This is a genomic window from Pseudonocardia sp. (assembly GCF_035305885.1).
In the GTDB taxonomy this organism is placed as follows: Bacteria; Actinomycetota; Actinomycetes; order Mycobacteriales; family Pseudonocardiaceae; genus Pseudonocardia.
This window is the reverse complement of the sequence record NZ_DATGOP010000061.1, coordinates 26,084-42,070: the sequence shown is the minus strand read 5'-3', so window position 1 is coordinate 42,070 and position 15,987 is coordinate 26,084. Positions and strand designations below refer to the sequence as shown.

The 15,987-nt window shown below is 73.8% G+C and carries 17 protein-coding genes; 15 read left to right on the top strand and 2 right to left on the bottom strand.

Going from position 1 to position 15,987, the window contains the following annotated elements; genetic code table 11:
* Positions 1-29: 29 nt before the first annotated feature.
* Both VKZ81_RS12130 and VKZ81_RS12125 read left to right on the top strand, forming a co-directional pair.
* On the top strand, positions 30-1,148 hold the full coding sequence (locus VKZ81_RS12130) for a sensor histidine kinase (RefSeq protein WP_324241603.1): 1,119 nt from the start codon (positions 30-32) through the stop codon (positions 1,146-1,148).
* Entirely contained in the window at positions 1,136-1,825 is a 690-nt protein-coding gene (locus tag VKZ81_RS12125) for a response regulator transcription factor (RefSeq protein ID WP_324241659.1), read from the top strand. Before VKZ81_RS12130 ends, VKZ81_RS12125 begins: the two co-directional genes overlap by 13 nt.
* 14 nt (positions 1,826-1,839) lie before the next feature.
* Here VKZ81_RS12125 and VKZ81_RS12120 read toward each other — a convergent pair whose 3' ends face one another.
* Positions 1,840-2,691: an SCO6745 family protein gene (locus tag VKZ81_RS12120; RefSeq protein ID WP_324241602.1), complete on the bottom strand. Its 852-nt coding sequence runs from the start codon at positions 2,689-2,691 to the stop codon at positions 1,840-1,842.
* 90 nt (positions 2,692-2,781) lie between these two features.
* Between VKZ81_RS12120 and VKZ81_RS12115 the strand changes: the two genes are divergently transcribed.
* From VKZ81_RS12115 to VKZ81_RS12060, 12 genes are all read left to right on the top strand, one after another.
* Entirely contained in the window at positions 2,782-3,057 is a 276-nt protein-coding gene (locus VKZ81_RS12115) for a hypothetical protein (protein WP_324241601.1), read from the top strand.
* Between the two features lie 25 nt (positions 3,058-3,082).
* Entirely contained in the window at positions 3,083-3,736 is a 654-nt protein-coding gene (locus VKZ81_RS12110) for a DNA alkylation repair protein (RefSeq protein WP_324241600.1), read from the top strand.
* 48 nt (positions 3,737-3,784) lie between these two features.
* The gene (locus VKZ81_RS12105; protein WP_324241658.1) at positions 3,785-4,717 is read left to right on the top strand and encodes an aldo/keto reductase; all 933 of its coding nucleotides are present in this window, start codon (positions 3,785-3,787) and stop codon (positions 4,715-4,717) included.
* A 100-nt stretch (positions 4,718-4,817) separates the two neighbouring features.
* Positions 4,818-5,792 carry a TAXI family TRAP transporter solute-binding subunit gene (locus VKZ81_RS12100; protein WP_324241599.1) on the top strand — a complete coding sequence of 325 codons (975 nt, stop codon included), beginning with the start codon at positions 4,818-4,820 and terminating at the stop codon, positions 5,790-5,792.
* Between the two features lie 10 nt (positions 5,793-5,802).
* Complete coding sequence (locus tag VKZ81_RS12095; protein WP_324241598.1) at positions 5,803-6,276, top strand: hypothetical protein; 474 nt, start codon at positions 5,803-5,805, stop codon at positions 6,274-6,276.
* Positions 6,276-8,249 (top strand): TRAP transporter permease, encoded by a 1,974-nt coding sequence (locus VKZ81_RS12090; protein ID WP_324241597.1) that lies wholly within the window; start codon positions 6,276-6,278, stop codon positions 8,247-8,249. Before VKZ81_RS12095 ends, VKZ81_RS12090 begins: the two co-directional genes overlap by 1 nt.
* Before the next feature lie 53 nt (positions 8,250-8,302).
* Positions 8,303-9,100, top strand: a complete 798-nt coding sequence (locus VKZ81_RS12085) for a DeoR/GlpR family DNA-binding transcription regulator (RefSeq protein WP_324241596.1) — start codon at positions 8,303-8,305, stop codon at positions 9,098-9,100.
* Between the two features lie 28 nt (positions 9,101-9,128).
* Complete coding sequence (locus tag VKZ81_RS12080) at positions 9,129-10,154, top strand: autoinducer 2 ABC transporter substrate-binding protein (protein ID WP_324241595.1); 1,026 nt, start codon at positions 9,129-9,131, stop codon at positions 10,152-10,154.
* Positions 10,154-11,662 carry a sugar ABC transporter ATP-binding protein gene (locus tag VKZ81_RS12075; RefSeq protein ID WP_324241594.1) on the top strand — a complete coding sequence of 503 codons (1,509 nt, stop codon included), beginning with the start codon at positions 10,154-10,156 and terminating at the stop codon, positions 11,660-11,662. The genes VKZ81_RS12080 and VKZ81_RS12075 overlap by 1 nt, the downstream gene beginning before the upstream one ends.
* Entirely contained in the window at positions 11,659-12,660 is a 1,002-nt protein-coding gene (locus VKZ81_RS12070) for an ABC transporter permease (RefSeq protein ID WP_324241593.1), read from the top strand. Before VKZ81_RS12075 ends, VKZ81_RS12070 begins: the two co-directional genes overlap by 4 nt.
* Positions 12,657-13,730, top strand: coding sequence for an ABC transporter permease (locus VKZ81_RS12065; protein ID WP_324241592.1), 1,074 nt, complete (start codon positions 12,657-12,659; stop codon positions 13,728-13,730). Before VKZ81_RS12070 ends, VKZ81_RS12065 begins: the two co-directional genes overlap by 4 nt.
* Entirely contained in the window at positions 13,727-14,485 is a 759-nt protein-coding gene (locus tag VKZ81_RS12060) for a class II aldolase/adducin family protein (protein WP_324241591.1), read from the top strand. Before VKZ81_RS12065 ends, VKZ81_RS12060 begins: the two co-directional genes overlap by 4 nt.
* A 6-nt stretch (positions 14,486-14,491) precedes the next feature.
* On the opposite strand, the gene VKZ81_RS12055 is transcribed toward VKZ81_RS12060, so the two are convergent.
* The gene (locus tag VKZ81_RS12055; protein WP_324241590.1) at positions 14,492-15,400 is read right to left on the bottom strand and encodes a LysR substrate-binding domain-containing protein; all 909 of its coding nucleotides are present in this window, start codon (positions 15,398-15,400) and stop codon (positions 14,492-14,494) included.
* A 125-nt stretch (positions 15,401-15,525) separates the two neighbouring features.
* Here VKZ81_RS12055 and VKZ81_RS12050 point away from each other — a divergent pair, with 125 nt between their 5' ends.
* On the top strand, positions 15,526-15,987 hold the full coding sequence (locus tag VKZ81_RS12050) for a tripartite tricarboxylate transporter TctB family protein (protein ID WP_324241589.1): 462 nt from the start codon (positions 15,526-15,528) through the stop codon (positions 15,985-15,987).

Below are 15,987 nucleotides of genomic sequence, written 5' to 3'. Positions count from 1 at the left end.
GTTCCGCCGGCCGTACGCTCCGGTCCACGATGGACGCCACCACCCGGACCAGGCGCAGCAGGCGTGACTGGATCGTCGACACGTCGATGTTCGTGCTCGCCGTGCTGTTCGGGCTGTTCGAGGTGAGCCAGCGGGCCACCTCGCCCGTCGAGCCGCCGTGGCTGTTCGAGCTCGACCAGGTGGTCGGGGCGGCGGGCTGCGCGGCGCTGTGGCTGCGCAGGCGCTGGCCGGTGCAGCTCGGCGTCGCGCTGGTGCTCCTCTCGGCGGTCTTCGAGCTGGTCGCGGGCGCGATGCTCGCCGCGCTGTTCACGGTGGCGGTGCACCGGCCGAAGCGGGTCTCGTTCGCCCTGTTCCTGCTCAGCCTGGTCTGCGCCGGGACCTACTCGTTGGCCAGGGCCGAGCCGGAGCTGCCCACCGGCGTGCTGCTGATGCTCGGCGTCGCGACGCAGAGCGCCGCGTTCGGCTGGGGCCTGGTGATCCAGCACCAGCGCCAGCTCGTCGCGCGGGCCCGCACCGAGGCGCAGCTGCGCACCGAGCAGGCGCAGCTGGAGGCCCGCGAGGCCGTCGCCCGCGAGATGCACGACGTGCTGGGGCACCGGCTGTCGCTGCTCAGCGTGCACGCCGGCGCGCTGGAGTTCCGCCCCGACGCCCCCGCGGAGGACATCGCGCGGGCGGCGCGGGTGATCCGGGAGAGCGCCCACCAGGCGTTGCAGGACCTCCGCGAGGTCATCGGCGTGCTGCGCGCCCCCGTCGGGGAGCTGCCCCAGCCGACGGTGGCCGACATCCCGGAGCTGGTGGCCGAGTCCCGGCGCGCCGGGATGGACGTCGAGCTGCGCACCGACGTCACGGGCGTGCCGCCCGACACCGCGGGCCGCACGGCGTACCGCGTGGTGCAGGAGGCGTTGACCAACGCCCGCAAGCACGCCCCCGGCGCCACCGTCTCCATCGCGGTGACCGGGTCGGCCGGCACCGGCCTGACGGTCGTGGTCGAGAACGGCGCGCCGGAGCGGGCGGGCGAGGCCGGTGAGCCGGGGCAGGGCCTCACCGGTCTCGCCGAGCGGGTCGGGCTGGCGGGCGGCCGTCTGGACCACGGGCCCACGCCCGGGTCCGGCTGGCGGGTGGAGGCGTGGCTACCGTGGCCGGCGTGACCGGGGAGGCGGGCATCGGCGTGCTGATCGTCGACGACGACCCGCTCGTCCGCGCGGGTCTGTCGATGATGCTCGGCGGCGCGCCGGACATCCGCGTGGTCGGCGAGGCTGGCGACGGCGCCGAGGTGCCCGCCCTGGTCGACCGCCACTCCCCCGACGTCGTGCTGATGGACATCCGGATGCCCCGGGTCGACGGGCTCACCGCCACCGAGGCGCTGCGGGCGCGCCCGCGGGCACCCGAGGTCATCGTGCTGACCACGTTCGACGCCGACCGGCACGTCCTGCGCGCGCTGCGGGCGGGCGCGGCCGGCTTCCTGCTCAAGGACACCCCGCCCGAGGAGATCGTCGCGGCGGTGCGGCACGTCGCCCAGGGCAGGCCGGTGCTCTCGCCGGAGGTGATGCGCCGCCTGATGGCCCGCGTCGCCGACAGCGACCAGGACCGCAGGCGCGAGCGGGCGCGGGCCCGCATCGCGCTGCTCAACGACCGCGAGCGCGACGTCGCGGTCGCCGTGGGCCAGGGCCGCTCGAACGCCGAGATCGGGGCCGTGTTGCACCTCGCGGTGCCCACGGTGAAGACCCACGTCTCGAACATCCTCACCAAGCTCGACCTCAACAACCGCGTCCAGATCGCGCTCCTCGTCCACGACGCGGGGCTGCTGGACGAAGAAGAGGGCTAGCGGAACCCGGGCGATCACCCGCCCGGTCGGGCCACCCCCATCGCGTTCGGATACGGCACGGCGCCCGCGTCCGCGATCGACCGGGCGAGCGGGCCGAGGGCGTCGGTGAGCTCGGTCAGCTCGGCGTCGTCGACGTTCCGCAGCGCGGCGGCCGCGGACCGGTCGGTGCTCTGTTCGATCCCGGCGCGGAACTCCCGGCCGCGCGCGGTGGGCTCCCCGGCGTCGTCGAGCAGGCCGCGGGCGCGCAGCCGGTCGGCGGCGGCCGCCCACTCCTCCTCGGTCCAGCCGCGGAACTCCCGCTGCCGCTCCAGCAGGGACGCGCGGTGCAGGAGGTGGGCCTCGACGCCGTCGACCTGCGCGGCCACCAGCGCGGCGACGTGACCGTCGCCGCGGTACTCGCGCAGCACGGTGGTGGCGTGCCAGAGCCGGCCGACCTCGTCCGCGGGCGCCGGGACGTCCAGGTGGGCGGCCGCGAGCGGTCGGCCCGCCACGTCGAGGTCGGCGAGCAGGCCGGCCAGCCGGTCCGCCGCCGCGGCGAGCCGGGGCGCGGCGCCGGCGTGCGGCGCGAGCGCCGAGCGGGCCAGCCGCGCCCGGGTGTCGAGCACGCGGCCGGGCTCGACGATCTCCCACGCCCGCGGGAGGGCCCGCTCCACCATGCGGGGCGCGAAGCCGTGGAACAGCGCGGTGACCAGCCGGGGACCCGGCGTTCCGAGCGCCGCCGACCGGGAGGCGAAGTAGCCCATCCAGAACCCGCGCAGGCCGAGCTCCCCGTACACGTCCCTGGCCTCGGGCGCGAAGTACACGACCGCGTGCACCGCCTCCAGCAGCCGCCACAGCTCGCGCTCCCCGCGCTCCCGCTCGCTCACAGGCCGGTTCTACCAGCAGAGAGGAATTAGCGGATTGTTGAACGATTTGCTAGCGTCTTATCCAGCATCGAGGAGCACGCGGAGGCCCTGTTGCGTACCACGGTTCACGACGTCCCCGTCCCGTCTCGCCTGTCCAACCGCGACATCCGCCTGCTGCGGGCAGCGGCCGACGGCCGCGTCGAGTGCAGCGGCAACGGCCACCTCGACTTCTTCGTGGACGGGTTCGCGTACTGCGACCACCAGGCCGCCCGCGCGTTGGTCCGCGCCGGGCTGCTCCGCCCCGCCGAGTCGTCGGACCCCGCGGAGCGCCGCACCGTCCGGGTGACCGACGCCGGCCGGGACGCGCTGGCCGGACGCGACCGGTAGCGCCGAACCGGGTGCATCGGCGCCGGTGGCGTCCGGGTCGGGCGCCGTGCCCGCCGCCACCGGCACCGCCGCCGGGTTCCTCGACGCGCTGCGCGCCGTTCGCTCCGACGCCGAGCTCGCGGTGGTGGGCAAGCGGCTCGCGCCCGGCGGGCCCGCCATCGGCGTGCGGATGAAGGACCTGTTCGACGCGGCGAAGGCCGCCCGGCGCACGCCGCTGGAGCAGGTCGAGGCGCTTTTCGCCGACGAGTCGCACGAGGCCCGGATGGGGGCGCTGTGCATCCACGACTCGCGGGCCGAGGGCCGGCTCGCCACCGCCGACGACCGGCACGGGTACCACGAGGTGTACCCGCGGCACCTGGACCGCATCACGACCTGGGACGTGGTCGACCGCGCGGCGCCGAGCGTGGTCGGCGGCCACCTGCTCGGCCGCTCCAGCGCGCCGCCGGTCGACCTGGGCCGCGCGCGCCGACCCGGCCGGCCTGTTCGAGGTCGCCGCCCTCCTCGCCGCCGACACGGACCCGGAGGTCCACAACGCCGTCGGCATCGCGCTCGAGCACGCGCCCCGCGGGCCGTCGAACGCTCCCTCGACGAGCACGCCGCCCGGATGCCGCGCGCCGCGGTCCGGACCGCCGCGGACGAGCTCGACCCGGACGTGCGGGCGCGCTACGTCGGCCGCTGACCGCCCGCCCCCGTAAGCTACGCGGCCGTGACGGCCGGTACCTCGCGCATGGGCATCGGCCTGGCCGCCGTCGCCCGCCCCGCCTACATCACCTCCGGGCGCGCGGCCGTCCTCGGCGACCGCCGCAGCGTCGCCGACCTGCGGGCCCGCACGGAGGCCGTGCTCGACGCCGCGTACGCAGCGGGAATGCGCTACATCGACGTGGCCCGCTCCTACGGGCGGGCCGAGGAGTTCCTCGCCGGGTGGCTCGCCCGCCACCCGGAGGTCGACGACGTCGAGATCGGCTCCAAGTGGGGCTACCGGTACGTCGGCGGGTGGCGGCTCGACGCGCCCGTGCACGAGGTGAAGGACCACTCGCTCGCCGCCTTCACCGAACAGCTCGCCGAGACCGCGGCGCTGCTCGGCCCCCGCCTCGGCGTCTACCACGTGCACTCCGCGACGCTCGACACCGGCGTGCTCGACGACGCCGAGCTGCACCGCGCCCTCGCCGAGCTGCGCGACCGCGGGGTGCGGGTCGGCGTGTCCACCTCGGGGCCCCGGCAGGCCGACGCGGTGCGCAAGGCGCTGGAGATCGAGGTCGGCGGGGCGCCGTTGTTCACCTCGATCCAGTCGACGTGGAACGTGCTGGAGCAATCGGTCGGTCCGGCGCTCGCCGAGGCCGCCGACGCGGGTGCGCGGGTGATCGTCAAGGAGGCCGTCGCGAACGGGCGCCTCACCCCCGGCGCCCCCGACGCGCCGCCTCGGGTGGTGGCGCTCGCCGAGCGGCTGGGCATCCCGCTGGACCAGCTCGCGATCGCCGCGGCGCTCGCCCAGCCGTGGGCGTGGCGCGTGCTGTCCGGCGGCGTGGATCCGGCCCAGGTCGCGAGCAACGCGGCCGCCGAACGCGTGTCGCTCCCCGCGGACGTGCCGGCCGAGCTGGGGGATCTCGCCGAGGCCCCGGAGGAGTACTGGGCGGCCCGTTCGGCCCGCGCGTGGAACTAGAGGTCGCGCCCCGGCAACGGTATGGCTCCAAGGCTTCCGGGCGCGTGGACAACGCCCGGGGCGTGTGCGATGTTCGTGATCACGAACTGCAGGAGGTGCCATGGTCGTCACCACCACCCGCCGGAGCCTGGCCGCCGTCGTCGCCGCGGGAGCGCTGCTGCTCGCCGCGTGCGGGGGTGGGGAGTCCGCGGCCCCGGGTGCTGACGGATCCCTGTCCATCGCCACCGGGGGCACCGGCGGCGTCTACTACCCGTACGGCGGCGGGATGGGCACCGTGCTGTCCGAGAAGCTGGGTATCACCGCCACCGCCCAGGAGACGAACGCCTCGGTCGACAACGTGCTGCTGGTGCAGGAGGGCGGGGCCGACATCGCGTTCGCGCTCGGCGACACCGTGGCCGACGCGATCGCGGGCAAGGACCAGTTCGAGGGTCGCGAGATCACGATCTGCACGCTGGGCAAGCTCTACAACAACTTCACCCAGACCGTCACCACGACCTCGACCGGCATCCGGACCATCGAGGACCTGCGCGGCAAGCGCGTGTCGGTCGGCTCGCCGGGTTCGGGCACCGAGGTGATCGCGCTGCGGATCCTCGAGGCGGCCGGGATCAACCCGGACACCGACATCCAGCGCAGCCAGCTCGGCGTCGGCGAGACCGCGGAGGCCCTGCGCGACGGCACCATCGACGCCGGGTTCTGGTCGGGCGGCCTGCCCACCGGCGCCCTGGTCGACCTGGCCACGACCGGCCAGATGGTGGTGATCCCGACCGGGGAGTACACCGAGGCGCTGGTCTCGCGGTACGGCCCGTACTACGAGACCGACGAGATCCCGGCGAACACCTACCAGGGCCAGACCGAGCCCAGCCCGCAGGTCGTGGTGCCGAACGTGCTGATCGCGCGCTCCGACATGCCCGAGCAACTGCAGCAGGACATCACGCGCACGATCTTCGAGAGCAAGGACCAGCTCGCGGCCGTCCACCCGGCGGCGAACGACCTCGACCCGGCCACGGCGGGTGACGTCTCCTTCGTCGATGTCTGCCCGGGCGCGAAGGCGTACTTCGACCAGGTCACCGGCTAGGCCCATCCCGGTGCGCGCGGTCGCTGCCGTACTCGCCGCCGGCCTGCTCGGCTCGGGGTGCGCCGCGGCGGACCACGGGCCCGCCGTCACGGTCCGCGACGAAAGCGGTGCGGTGCTGACGCGGGTGCCGCTGCCGTCACCGGGGTTCGCCGTGAGCTACCGCAACTCCGTGTACGGCACGGTCGCCGAGGAGCGCTACCGCGTGGAGCCGGACGGGCGGTTCGGGCTCGTCGAGCTGGCGGCCGACCAGGTCGCGGTGCTCGAGGAGTACTACGCCGTGCCCGGCCCGGTGCGCCCCGCACCGGACGGCGACCGCAGGCGGTGGGTGGCGCCGCCGCGCGACCACCCGGTCTTCGGCGAGCTGGCGATCGCCGCCACCGCGCTCGGCGAGCGCACGCTCCACGTCCCCGGGCACCCGCCGGTGCCGCTCCCCCCGCTGGTGACCGAGGGGGTCACCGTGGTTCTCGACGTCGAGGAGAACTGATGACGACACGCCCCGACGGCGACGAGGCACCCGCCGTCGACGAGGAGGCGCTGCTCGCCGAGTACGAGTCGGAGAAGCCGGCGCGCCACCTGTCCGGGGTGCCGCTGCGGGTCGTGCAGGTGCTGGGCGCGCTGCTCACGCTGTACGGCCTGTGGTGGGTGTTCAACCCGATGCCCGCGCAGCAGTACCTGCCGTCGTTCCTCGGGTTGGGGCTGGCGCTGACGTTCCTCGCCTACCGCGGCTGGGGGCGCTCGCAGGGCGCGACGACGGACAACCCGCACCCGCTCGACTGGGTGCTCGCCGCCGTCGCGGTCGTGCCGTTCGCCTACATCGTGGCCGACTGGGACTCGTTCTTCCGCCGCGCCGTGGTGCCCACCGACCTCGACGTCGTGCTGGGCACGCTCGCGATCCTGCTGGTGCTGGAGGCGGCGCGGCGGACGGTCGGGCTGGTGGTGCCCCTCGTGGTGGTGGGCTTCCTCGCCTACGCCTACTTCGGCCCGTACTTCCCCGGCCCGTTCGCCACGTCGTCGTTCACGTGGGAGCGGCTCGTCGGGCACAACGTGATGGGCACCCAGGGCGTGTTCGGCGTGCCGTTGGAGGTCGCGGCCACCTACATCATCCTGTTCACGCTCTACGGCGCGGTCCTCACCGCCTCCGGCGCCACCCGCTTCTTCATCGACCTGTCGTTCTCGGCGTTCGGGCAGTCGGGCGCCGGGCCCGGCCGGACCGTGACGCTAGCGGGCTTCCTGCTCGGCACCGTGTCCGGGTCGGGCGTGGCCACCACGGTGACGTTGGGCGGCGTCGCCTGGCCGCTCCTGCGCCGGGCCGGCTACCCGCAGGAGCACGGCGGCGCGGTGCTCGCCGCGGCGGGCATCGGCGCGATCCTGTCGCCGCCCACCCTCGGGGCGGCGGCGTTCATCATCGCCGAGCTGCTCAACGTCTCCTACCTGCAGGTGCTGATCTGGGCGACCATCCCCACCCTGCTCTACTACCTGGGGATCATCCTCGCGGTGGAGATGGACGCCCGCCGCTACCGCACCCATGCGATCGAGATGGACGTCCGCCCGGCGGGCGCCCTGCTGTTGCGGTTCGGGTACCACTTCAGCTCGCTGGTGGCGATCGTCGTGTTCATGGCGCTCGGGCTGACGCCGTTCCGCGCGGTCGTCTACGCCACGGTGCTCGCGTTCGCGCTGAGCTTCCTCGAGCGCGGCTGCTGGATGACGCCGCGGCGCATCTTCGAGGCGCTGGCCGCCGGGGCGAGCGGGGCGCTGTCGGTGATCCCCGTGATGGCGGTGGCCGGGATCATCGTCGGCGTCATGACGCTCACCGGGCTCGGGCTCAAGCTCGCCGGGATCATCGTGGCGCTCGCGGGCGGGAGCCTGGTGCTCACCGCGATCTACTCGGCGGTGGCCGTGGTGCTGCTCGGGCTCGCGGTGCCGGTGACGGCGAGCTTCATCATCTCGTGGGTGATCATCGGCCCGGCGCTGCAGGACGTGGGTGTGCCCGCTTTCGCAGCGGCGATGTTCATCTTCTACTACTCGGTGCTGTCGGAGGTGTCCCCGCCGACGGCGCTCTCCCCGTTCGCGGCGTCGGCGATCACCGGCGGGCGGCCGGTCCGCACGATGTGGCTCACCTGGAAGTACACGCTGCCCGCGTTCCTCGTCCCGTTCGTCGCGGTGCTCTCGCCGCAGGGCGTGGGGCTGCTGCTCGAGGGTGGGTTCGGCACGGTCCTCGTCGCGGCGCTCGCGTCGGCGGCGGCGGTGGCGGCGCTGGCCGTGGTCACCGGGGCGTGGCTGGTCGGCCCCGCCGGGTGGCCGGAGCGGGCGCTGTTCGCGGTGGCCGCCGTCGCGCTGCTGGTGATGGCCCCGCTGTCGCTCGGGATCGGCGTGCTCGCGGCCGCGCTGGGGATCGGCGTGCACCTGCTGCTCCGCCGAAGGAAAGCGGATGGCAACCGATCGAAAGTGAACCCCTAGCGGTTACCAAACTGTTCGTTGACGGTTAACGCCGTGCTTCTTACAGTTCGCGCGTGGCCGGCATCGCGGAGCACGAGCGACAGCAAGAGGTGCTGCGCCTGCTCGACATCGAGGGCCGGGTGAGCGTCGCCGACCTCGCCCGCCGCTTCGGGGTCACCGCGGTGACGATCCGCAAGGACCTCGAGGTGCTGGAGCGCAGGCACCTGCTCTCCCGGGTGCGCGGCGGGGCCGTGAGCGCCGAGGGCGCCGACGAGGGCGCGTTCGAGATGCGCCTGCGCCACCGCACCGCGGCGAAGTGCGCCATCGCGCGCGCGGCCGCCGCGCTCGTGCCGGACGGCGCGGCGATCGCCCTGGACTGCAGCACCACCTGCTACTACCTCGCCCACGAGCTGCGGGGCCGCCGCAACCTGATCGTGGTGACCAACGGCCTGCGCGCTGCCGAGCTGCTGAGCGACAGCGGGGTCACCGTCGTCCTGCCGGGCGGCACGCTGCGGCGCTCGTCGTGGTCGCTCGTGGGCGACATCGGCGACGTGGTGGTGAGCCGCGGGCGCCTCGCGATGGGCTTCTTCGGGGTCCGCGGCCTGTCCCGCGACCACGGCCTGATGGAGCTCTCGGTCGAGGAGACGACCGTGAAACGGCGGCTCGCCGCGGCCTGCGGCGAGGTCTACGGCCTGTTCGACTCGTCCAAGATCGGCCGGTTCGCGCTGCACAGCTTCGTGCCCACCGAGCGCATCACCGGCCTGTTCACCGACGACGGCGCCGATCCCGACGCGCTCGCCGGGTTCGCCGAGCGCGGCGTCCGGATCACCCGGCTGCCCGTCGACGACACCACCCACAAGACGTCCGCCTGACCACACAGGCGTGGAGGAAGGAGCGAGGATGCGGCGCAGGAGCATCACCACGGTTCTCGCCGTGGCCACGGCGGGGGTGCTCGCCCTCGCCGGCTGCACCCAGCAGAACCCCGGCGGCGGGGGCGGAGGGGACGGCGGCGAGGACAGGGTCACGGTCGCGTTCGTGCCCAAGCTGCAGGGCATCCCCTACTTCGAGGCGATGAACACCGGCGGCCAGAAGGCCGCGCAGGAGCTCGGCATCGAGTGGATCTACCGCGGGGCGTCGACCGCCGACCCCGGCGCCCAGACCGAGATCGTCAACTCGCTGATCCAACAGCGGGTGGACGTCCTCGTCGTGGCCCCGAACGACCCCGACTCGATGGCCCCGGTGCTGCAGGAGGCCGCCGACCAGGGCATCAAGGTCATGACGAGTGACACGGACGCGCCCAACTCCGTGCGCGAGGTGTTCGTCAACCAGGCCACCGCGGAGGGCATCGGCACCGCGCTCACCGACGCCCTGCTCGAGGCGATGGGCGGCGAGGGCAAGTACGCCATCGTGTCGTGCGGGCAGACCGCGGCGAACCTGAACTCCTGGATCGAGGTCCAGAAGCGGGTGACCGCCGAGAAGTACCCGAACGCCGAGATCGTCGACATCGTCTACGCGGGCGAGGACGAGGCGCAGTCGGTCACGATGGCCAAGGACCTCATGAACGCCCACCCCGACCTCAAGGGCCTCGTCGGCGAGTGCACCGCGTCGGCGCCCGGCGTGGCGAAGGCCGTGACCGAGGCGGGCAAGATCGGCCAGGTCTTCACGGTCGGCCTCGGCACGCCGCAGTCGATGAAGCAGTACCTGGAGAACGGCTCGTCGTCCGCCGCGATCCTGTGGGACGTCGAGCAGCTCGGCTACCTCACCGCGTGGGCCGGCCTGCAGGTGGCCTCCGGCACGCCGTTCCAGGAGACGAACAAGGTCAACGACCAGCTGACCGACGTGAAGTGGTTCCCGGAGGAGAAGATGCTGCTGCTCGGTGAGCCGCTGCGCATCACGACCGACAACGTCAACGACTACCAGTACTGATGGCCGGCGACGTCCTTCTGCGGCTGCGCGGCGTCCAGAAGCGCTACGGCGGCGTGCGGGCGCTGCGGGGCGTCGACCTCGACGTTCTCGCCGGCGAGGTGCACGCCCTCGTCGGCGAGAACGGCGCGGGGAAATCCACACTGATCAAGATCGTGTCCGGGGCCGAGGTGGCCGACGAGGGCACGGTCGAGCTCGAGGGCACCCCGCTCGCCGGCGGGAGCACCCAGGCGGCCATGGCGGCCGGGATCGCCACGGTCTACCAGGAGCCGCACCTGTTCGGCGAGCTCACCGTGGCCGAGAACGTGTTCCTCGGCCGGGAGCTGCGCACCGGCGGGCGGGTGGACTGGGCCACCCAGCGCACCCGGGTGACCGAGCTGCTCTCCCGGATCGGCCTCGACCCCGCGATCGGGGACGTCCGCGTCGCCGACCTCCCGGTGGCCGAGCAGCAGCTCGTGTCGATCGCCAAGGCGTTCGCGCACTCGGCGAAGATCCTCATCCTCGACGAGCCGTCGGCGATCCTCACCGACCGGGAGATCGAGGTGCTGTTCGGCGTGGTCCGCAACCTGCGGGCCGCGGGCGTGGGGATCATCTACATCTCGCACCGGCTCGACGAGCTGTCGCAGATCAGCGACCGGGTCACCGTGCTGCGCGACGGCGAGGTGGTCGCCACCAAGCCGACCAGCGAGCTGACGGTGCGGCAGGTGGCCGAGCTGATGGTCGGCCACGAGCTGTCCTCGGCCACGGTCGACCGGCCGACCCCGACCGGGGAGACGGTGCTGACCGTGTCGGGGCTCGGCCGCACCGGGGCCTTCTCCGGCCTCGACCTCACCGTCCGCAAGGGCGAGGTGGTGGCGCTCTACGGCCTCATCGGCTCGGGCACCGGCGCGATCGCCCGCGCCCTCTACGGCATCACCCCCGCCGACGAGGGCACCATCCGCATCGACGGCGAGGAGGTGCGGCTGAGCTCCCCGCAGGACGCCGCGGCCGCCGGCATCGCGATGCTGCCGGGCAACCGCAAGCAGCAGGGCGTGTTCGCGAACAAGTCGATCGCGTTCAACATCTCCAGCGCCCACCTGCGCCACCTCGCGAAGCTCGGCTTCTGGTTCGACCGACGCCGGGAGCGGTCCATCGCGGAGGACTTCCTGCGGCGGATCGCCATCAAGGCCCCCGACGTCGGCACGGCGGTCGGGGCGCTCTCCGGCGGCAACCAGCAGAAGGTCGTGCTCGCCCGCCAGCTCGTGCGCGCGCCCCGCGTGCTCGTGCTCGAGGAGCCGACGCAGGGCGTCGACGTGGGGGCGAAGGAGGAGATCCACCGGCTGGTCCTGGAGCTGGCCGACGGCGGCAGCGCCGTTCTCGTCATCTCGACGGATCTGCCGGAGGTGCTGCAGCTCGCCGACCGGGTGCTGGTGGTGCGGAAGGGACAGGTGGTGCGCGAGTTCGCGCGCGGCGCGAGCCAGGCGGAGGTCCTCGCAGCCGCCGCGGGTGACGAAGGCGAGGCGGTCGCATGACCACGACCACGGAGGCGGTCACCGCGCCCGCGCGCCGCAGGCCGCGGGTGCGGGCGATCGAGGGCCAGGAGCTCGCGCTCATCGCGGTCGTCGGCGCGCTGTGGGTGGTGCTGTCGATCGTCACCGACACGTTCCTCACCACCGGCAACCTGCAGAACATCCTGTTCACCGTCGCCCCGATCGCGCTCATCGGGATCGGGATGACGGCGGTGATCGTCACGGCCGGCATCGACGTCTCGGTGGGCAGCCAGGCCGCGGTCGTGATGGTGATCGTCGCGCTGCTGGCGCGCGACGCGGGGCTGCCGTTCCTGCCGACGGTCGCCGTGGCGGTGGTGATCGGGCTCGTGCTCGGCGCGATCAACGGGTTGCTCGTCGCCTTCGGCGGCATCCACCCGATCATCGTCACGTTCGGCACGCTGAACATCTACCGATTCGTCGCGCTGCAGATCTTCGGCAACGAGCAGGTGGCGGGCGTGCCCGCCACGCTCGCCCCCATCGGCGGCGGCGCCGAGGGCCGGATCCTCGGCGTGCCCACCGCGTGGTGGATCACGCTCGTCCTGGCCGCGGCCATGTGGTGCTACATGCGGTACTGGGCCACCGGCCGCCACCTCTACGCGGTCGGCGGCGACCCGTTCGCCGCGCGCCTGGCCGGCGTGCGGGTGCGGCGGCGCCAGATCAGCGCGTACGTGCTCACCGGTGCGTGCGTGGGGCTCGCCGCCTGCATCCTCATCGGCAGCGGTGGCCTCGTGCAGCAGAACGTGGGCACCGGGCTCGAGCTGCGGGTGATCGCCGCGGTGGTCATCGGCGGCACGAGCATCATCGGCGGCCGCGGCACCGTCCTCGGCACGCTGCTCGGGGCGCTGCTGGTGGGCACCGTGTCCAGCGCCGTCACCCTGCTGTCCTGGCCGTCCGAGCTCACCCAGCTGTTCATCGGCCTGTTCATCCTCGTGGCGGTCGGCGTCGACCTGCTGCGCGAGCGGCGGAGGAGCGCGCGATGACCGAGATCGAAACCGTTCCCCCGGCCGAGCGCACGCGCGGCGAGGGCATCGCGGCGCGCGTGCTGCGGATCGCGCTGACCGAGCGCATCGTGCTGCTCGCGGTGCTGCTCGTCGTCGTGGTCGTGTGGTTCCGCGTGCTCGGCGCGGGCGGCTACCTCGTCGCCCCGTACGACCTGCGCTACCTGGGCAACGCGCTCGAGTCGATGGTGCCGTTCGCACTGCTCGCGATCGCGGAGCTGTTCGTGATCGTGTCCGGGCGCGGCGGCATCGACCTGTCGGTGGGCGCGATCGTCTCCCTCGCCGGCATGGTGTTCGGGTTCATGGTCGGCGTGTGGGAGTGGCCGCTGCTCCCGTCGATCGTCGGGTGCATCGTCGTGGGTGCGCTGCTGGGCGCCGTCAACGGGGCCCTCGTGGCCTACCTGCGGTTCCCGGCCCTGATCGCGACGCTGGCGACGTACTACGCCTACAGCTCGCTCGCGCTGATCAGCAACGCGAACGCGCCGATCTCCACCCCGCCGGTCGTGGCGCTGCACTCGCTGACCCGCAACATCCAGCTCCCGCTGCTGCCGCCGATCCCGACGCACGTGTTCACGATCATGATCCCGTGCGTCGTGCTGGCCTGGGTGGTCGTCTCCCGCTCGACGTACGGCAGGGCGCTCTACGCGGTCGGGACGAACGACGTCGCGGCCGAGTACGCCACGCAGCCGGTCGCCCGCACGCGCTTCACCGCGTTCGTGATCTCGGGGCTGCTCTCCGGCGTCGTGGCCGTGGTGACGGTGGCGCAGTTCGCCTCGGCCCGGCCGGACGCGGGCATCGTGGGCAACGGCATGGCGCTGCCCGCGATCACCGTGGCCGTGCTGGGCGGCGTCGCGATCCAGGGCGGCATCGGCCGGGTCGGCGGCGTGGTCGTGGCCGCGCTGCTGATCACCTGGCTGAACGCGGGCATGCTCCTGGCGTTCCCGGAGGGCGCCGAGGGCAGCCGCTACCAGCTGCTCGCGCTGGGCCTGGTGCTCGTGTTGTCCGCGCTGCTCAACACGTTCGCGCTCCGTCGCTACGGGAGGCTCGCATGACGTTCGCACTGCGCCCGGACGAGGTGCCGGACGAGCTGGTCGCGCTCACCCGGCGGATCGGCGACCCCGCCGCGGACCTGGTCGTCCTCGCCGAGGGCAACACGTCGGTGCGCCTCGACGGCGACCGGTTCGCGGTCAAGGCGTCGGGCTCCCGGATGGACCTCGCCGGGGCGGGTGACTTCGTGGTCGGGGAGCTGCCCGAGCTCGTCGACGTGCTGGAACGCGGCGGCACCGACCAGGAGACGCTCACCCGGCTGCTGTCCGCGGGCGAGGCCAGGGCGTCGATCGAGACGCTCGTGCACGTGGTGGCGCTCGCGGCGGGGGCGCGGTGGGTGGCGCACACGCACCCCACCGCGGTCGTCGGGACGCTCGCGGTGCGGGAGGCCGAACGGCTGTGGGCGGAGCCGCTCTTCCCGGACGAGGCGGTGGTGCTCGGCGAGCCGGTGTGGGTGCCCTACGCCGCGCCGGGCATCGCGCTCGGCACGGCCGTGCACGCCGCCGTGCGCGAGCGGCTCGACCGCGACGGCGTCGCACCCCGGCTGATCCTCTTGGGCAACCACGGCATCGTCGCCCTCGGCGCCACCGCCACCGAGGTGGAGACCGTCACGACCATGGCGGTCAAGGCCGCCCGGGTGCGGGCGATCGGCCTCGGCGCCGGCACGCTGGCCCCGCTGGGGATCGAGCACGCCCGCGAGCTCGCCGGGCGCCCGGACGAGGCGGCCCGCCGCACCCTCCTGGGCGGCTCCCGCGCCTGATCCCGCCTACGACGGGCGGCGCTGCGCGGGCCGCTCGGGCATCACCTCGGCCGCCACGTCGAGGAAGCCCGCGAGCACCCGGGACTCGTCGCCGGGGCGCCAGACCAGCGCCACCGGCACGCGCACGTCCGCGCCGGTCACCGGGCGGAAGACCACCCCCTCGAACTGCAGCCACTCGGCCGACGCCGGCAGCAGGGCCACCCCGACGGCGGCGGCGACCAGAGCCACCACGGTGTAGGTGTCCTGGGCCTCCTGCACGACCCGGGGCCAGAACCCGACGTCGGCGCAGGCCCGCATCGCGGTGTCGCGCAGGTGCGAGCCCTGCCGGTCGGGGTAGCTGACGAAGTTCTCCCCGGCCAGCTCGGCCAGCGGGACCGACGGGCGGGCGGCGAGGGGGTGGTCGTCGGGCAGCACCGCCACGAGCTCCTCGTCGAGCACCGTGCGGCTGGCCAGCAGCTTCGGGACGGGGGCGCGCAGCAGCGCGACGTCGATGCCGCCGTCGACCAGCGCGCTGATCTGGGCGGCGCTGAACACCGACGGGTGCAGCTCGAGCCGCACGAGGGGGTACCGCTGCCGGTAGGCGCGGGTCAGCCGGGGCAGCAGCCGCCACGTGGTCGCTCCGGTGAGCCCGACGCGGATCTCGCCGCGCTCCCCCCGCTCGGTGAGCAGCACCGACTCCCGCGCGCGGTCGGCCTCGGCGAGCACCCTGCGGGCGTGTTCGAGGAAGACCGCCCCCGCGTTGGTGAGCCGCACGCTGCGCGTGGTCCGCTCCAGCAGGCGCACCCCGAGGTCGCGCTCCAGCTGTTTGATCTGCTGGGACAGCGGCGGCTGCGCGATGTGCAGGCGCGCGGCGGCCCGGCCGAAGTGCAGCTCGTCGGCCACCGCCGCGAAGGCGCGCAGGTGGCGCAGCTCCATGATCAGCTCCGATCCGGATTGATACGAGTGGCGTCTCAGTCCTGGCGACATCTTGTATTGGACCGGCCAACCGCGCACTGCATACGGTCACCCATCAGACGTCCGGCCTCAGGGAAGAGGTGCTGATGGAGCAGTGGCGCGGCCACCTGCACCGGATCGGTCCGTTGCTCGTCCTCGCCGTGGGCGTCGCCGCTCTCGTCGGTGCCGTCGGGCTCTCGCTCGGTTCGCTGACCGAACCGGGCCCCGGCCTGTGGCCGTTCGTGGCGGCGCTGCTGCTCACCGGCACCGGCCTCGTGCTGCTGGTGGTCGACGACCCGGAGGACTACGAGCCGTTCACCCGCGGCTCGGCCCGCATCGCGGGCGGCCTCGCCGGGCTCGCCGTCTTCGTCGCGGCGTTCGAGGTGGTCGGCTTCGTGCTCCCGGCGTTCCTGATGCTCCTGCTCTGGCTGCGGGTGTTCGGCCGCGAGCCGTGGCGGTTGGCGCTGGGCCTCGCGGCCGCCGGGTCGATCGGGCTCTACGTGCTGTTCGACACCGTGCTCGGGGTGCGCTTCCCGTCGGACGCCGTCGCCGGGCTGGTGGGGGCCTGA

Bases quoted from the DNA above. Each gene is read 5' to 3' on its own strand.
- VKZ81_RS12130 (WP_324241603.1), top strand. From the start codon at position 30: ATGGACGCCACCACCCGGACCAGGCGCAGCAGGCGTGACTGGATCGTC.
- VKZ81_RS12105 (WP_324241658.1), top strand. From the start codon at position 3,785: ATGGGCATCGGCCTGGCCGCCGTCGCCCGCCCCGCCTACATCACCTCC.
- VKZ81_RS12100 (WP_324241599.1), top strand. From the start codon at position 4,818: ATGGTCGTCACCACCACCCGCCGGAGCCTGGCCGCCGTCGTCGCCGCG.
- VKZ81_RS12090 (WP_324241597.1), top strand. From the start codon at position 6,276: ATGACGACACGCCCCGACGGCGACGAGGCACCCGCCGTCGACGAGGAG.
- VKZ81_RS12080 (WP_324241595.1), top strand. From the start codon at position 9,129: ATGCGGCGCAGGAGCATCACCACGGTTCTCGCCGTGGCCACGGCGGGG.
- VKZ81_RS12075 (WP_324241594.1), top strand. From the start codon at position 10,154: ATGGCCGGCGACGTCCTTCTGCGGCTGCGCGGCGTCCAGAAGCGCTAC.
- VKZ81_RS12070 (WP_324241593.1), top strand. From the start codon at position 11,659: ATGACCACGACCACGGAGGCGGTCACCGCGCCCGCGCGCCGCAGGCCG.
- VKZ81_RS12065 (WP_324241592.1), top strand. From the start codon at position 12,657: ATGACCGAGATCGAAACCGTTCCCCCGGCCGAGCGCACGCGCGGCGAG.
- VKZ81_RS12060 (WP_324241591.1), top strand. From the start codon at position 13,727: ATGACGTTCGCACTGCGCCCGGACGAGGTGCCGGACGAGCTGGTCGCG.
- VKZ81_RS12055 (WP_324241590.1), bottom strand. From the start codon at position 15,400: ATGGAGCTGCGCCACCTGCGCGCCTTCGCGGCGGTGGCCGACGAGCTG.
- VKZ81_RS12050 (WP_324241589.1), top strand. From the start codon at position 15,526: ATGGAGCAGTGGCGCGGCCACCTGCACCGGATCGGTCCGTTGCTCGTC.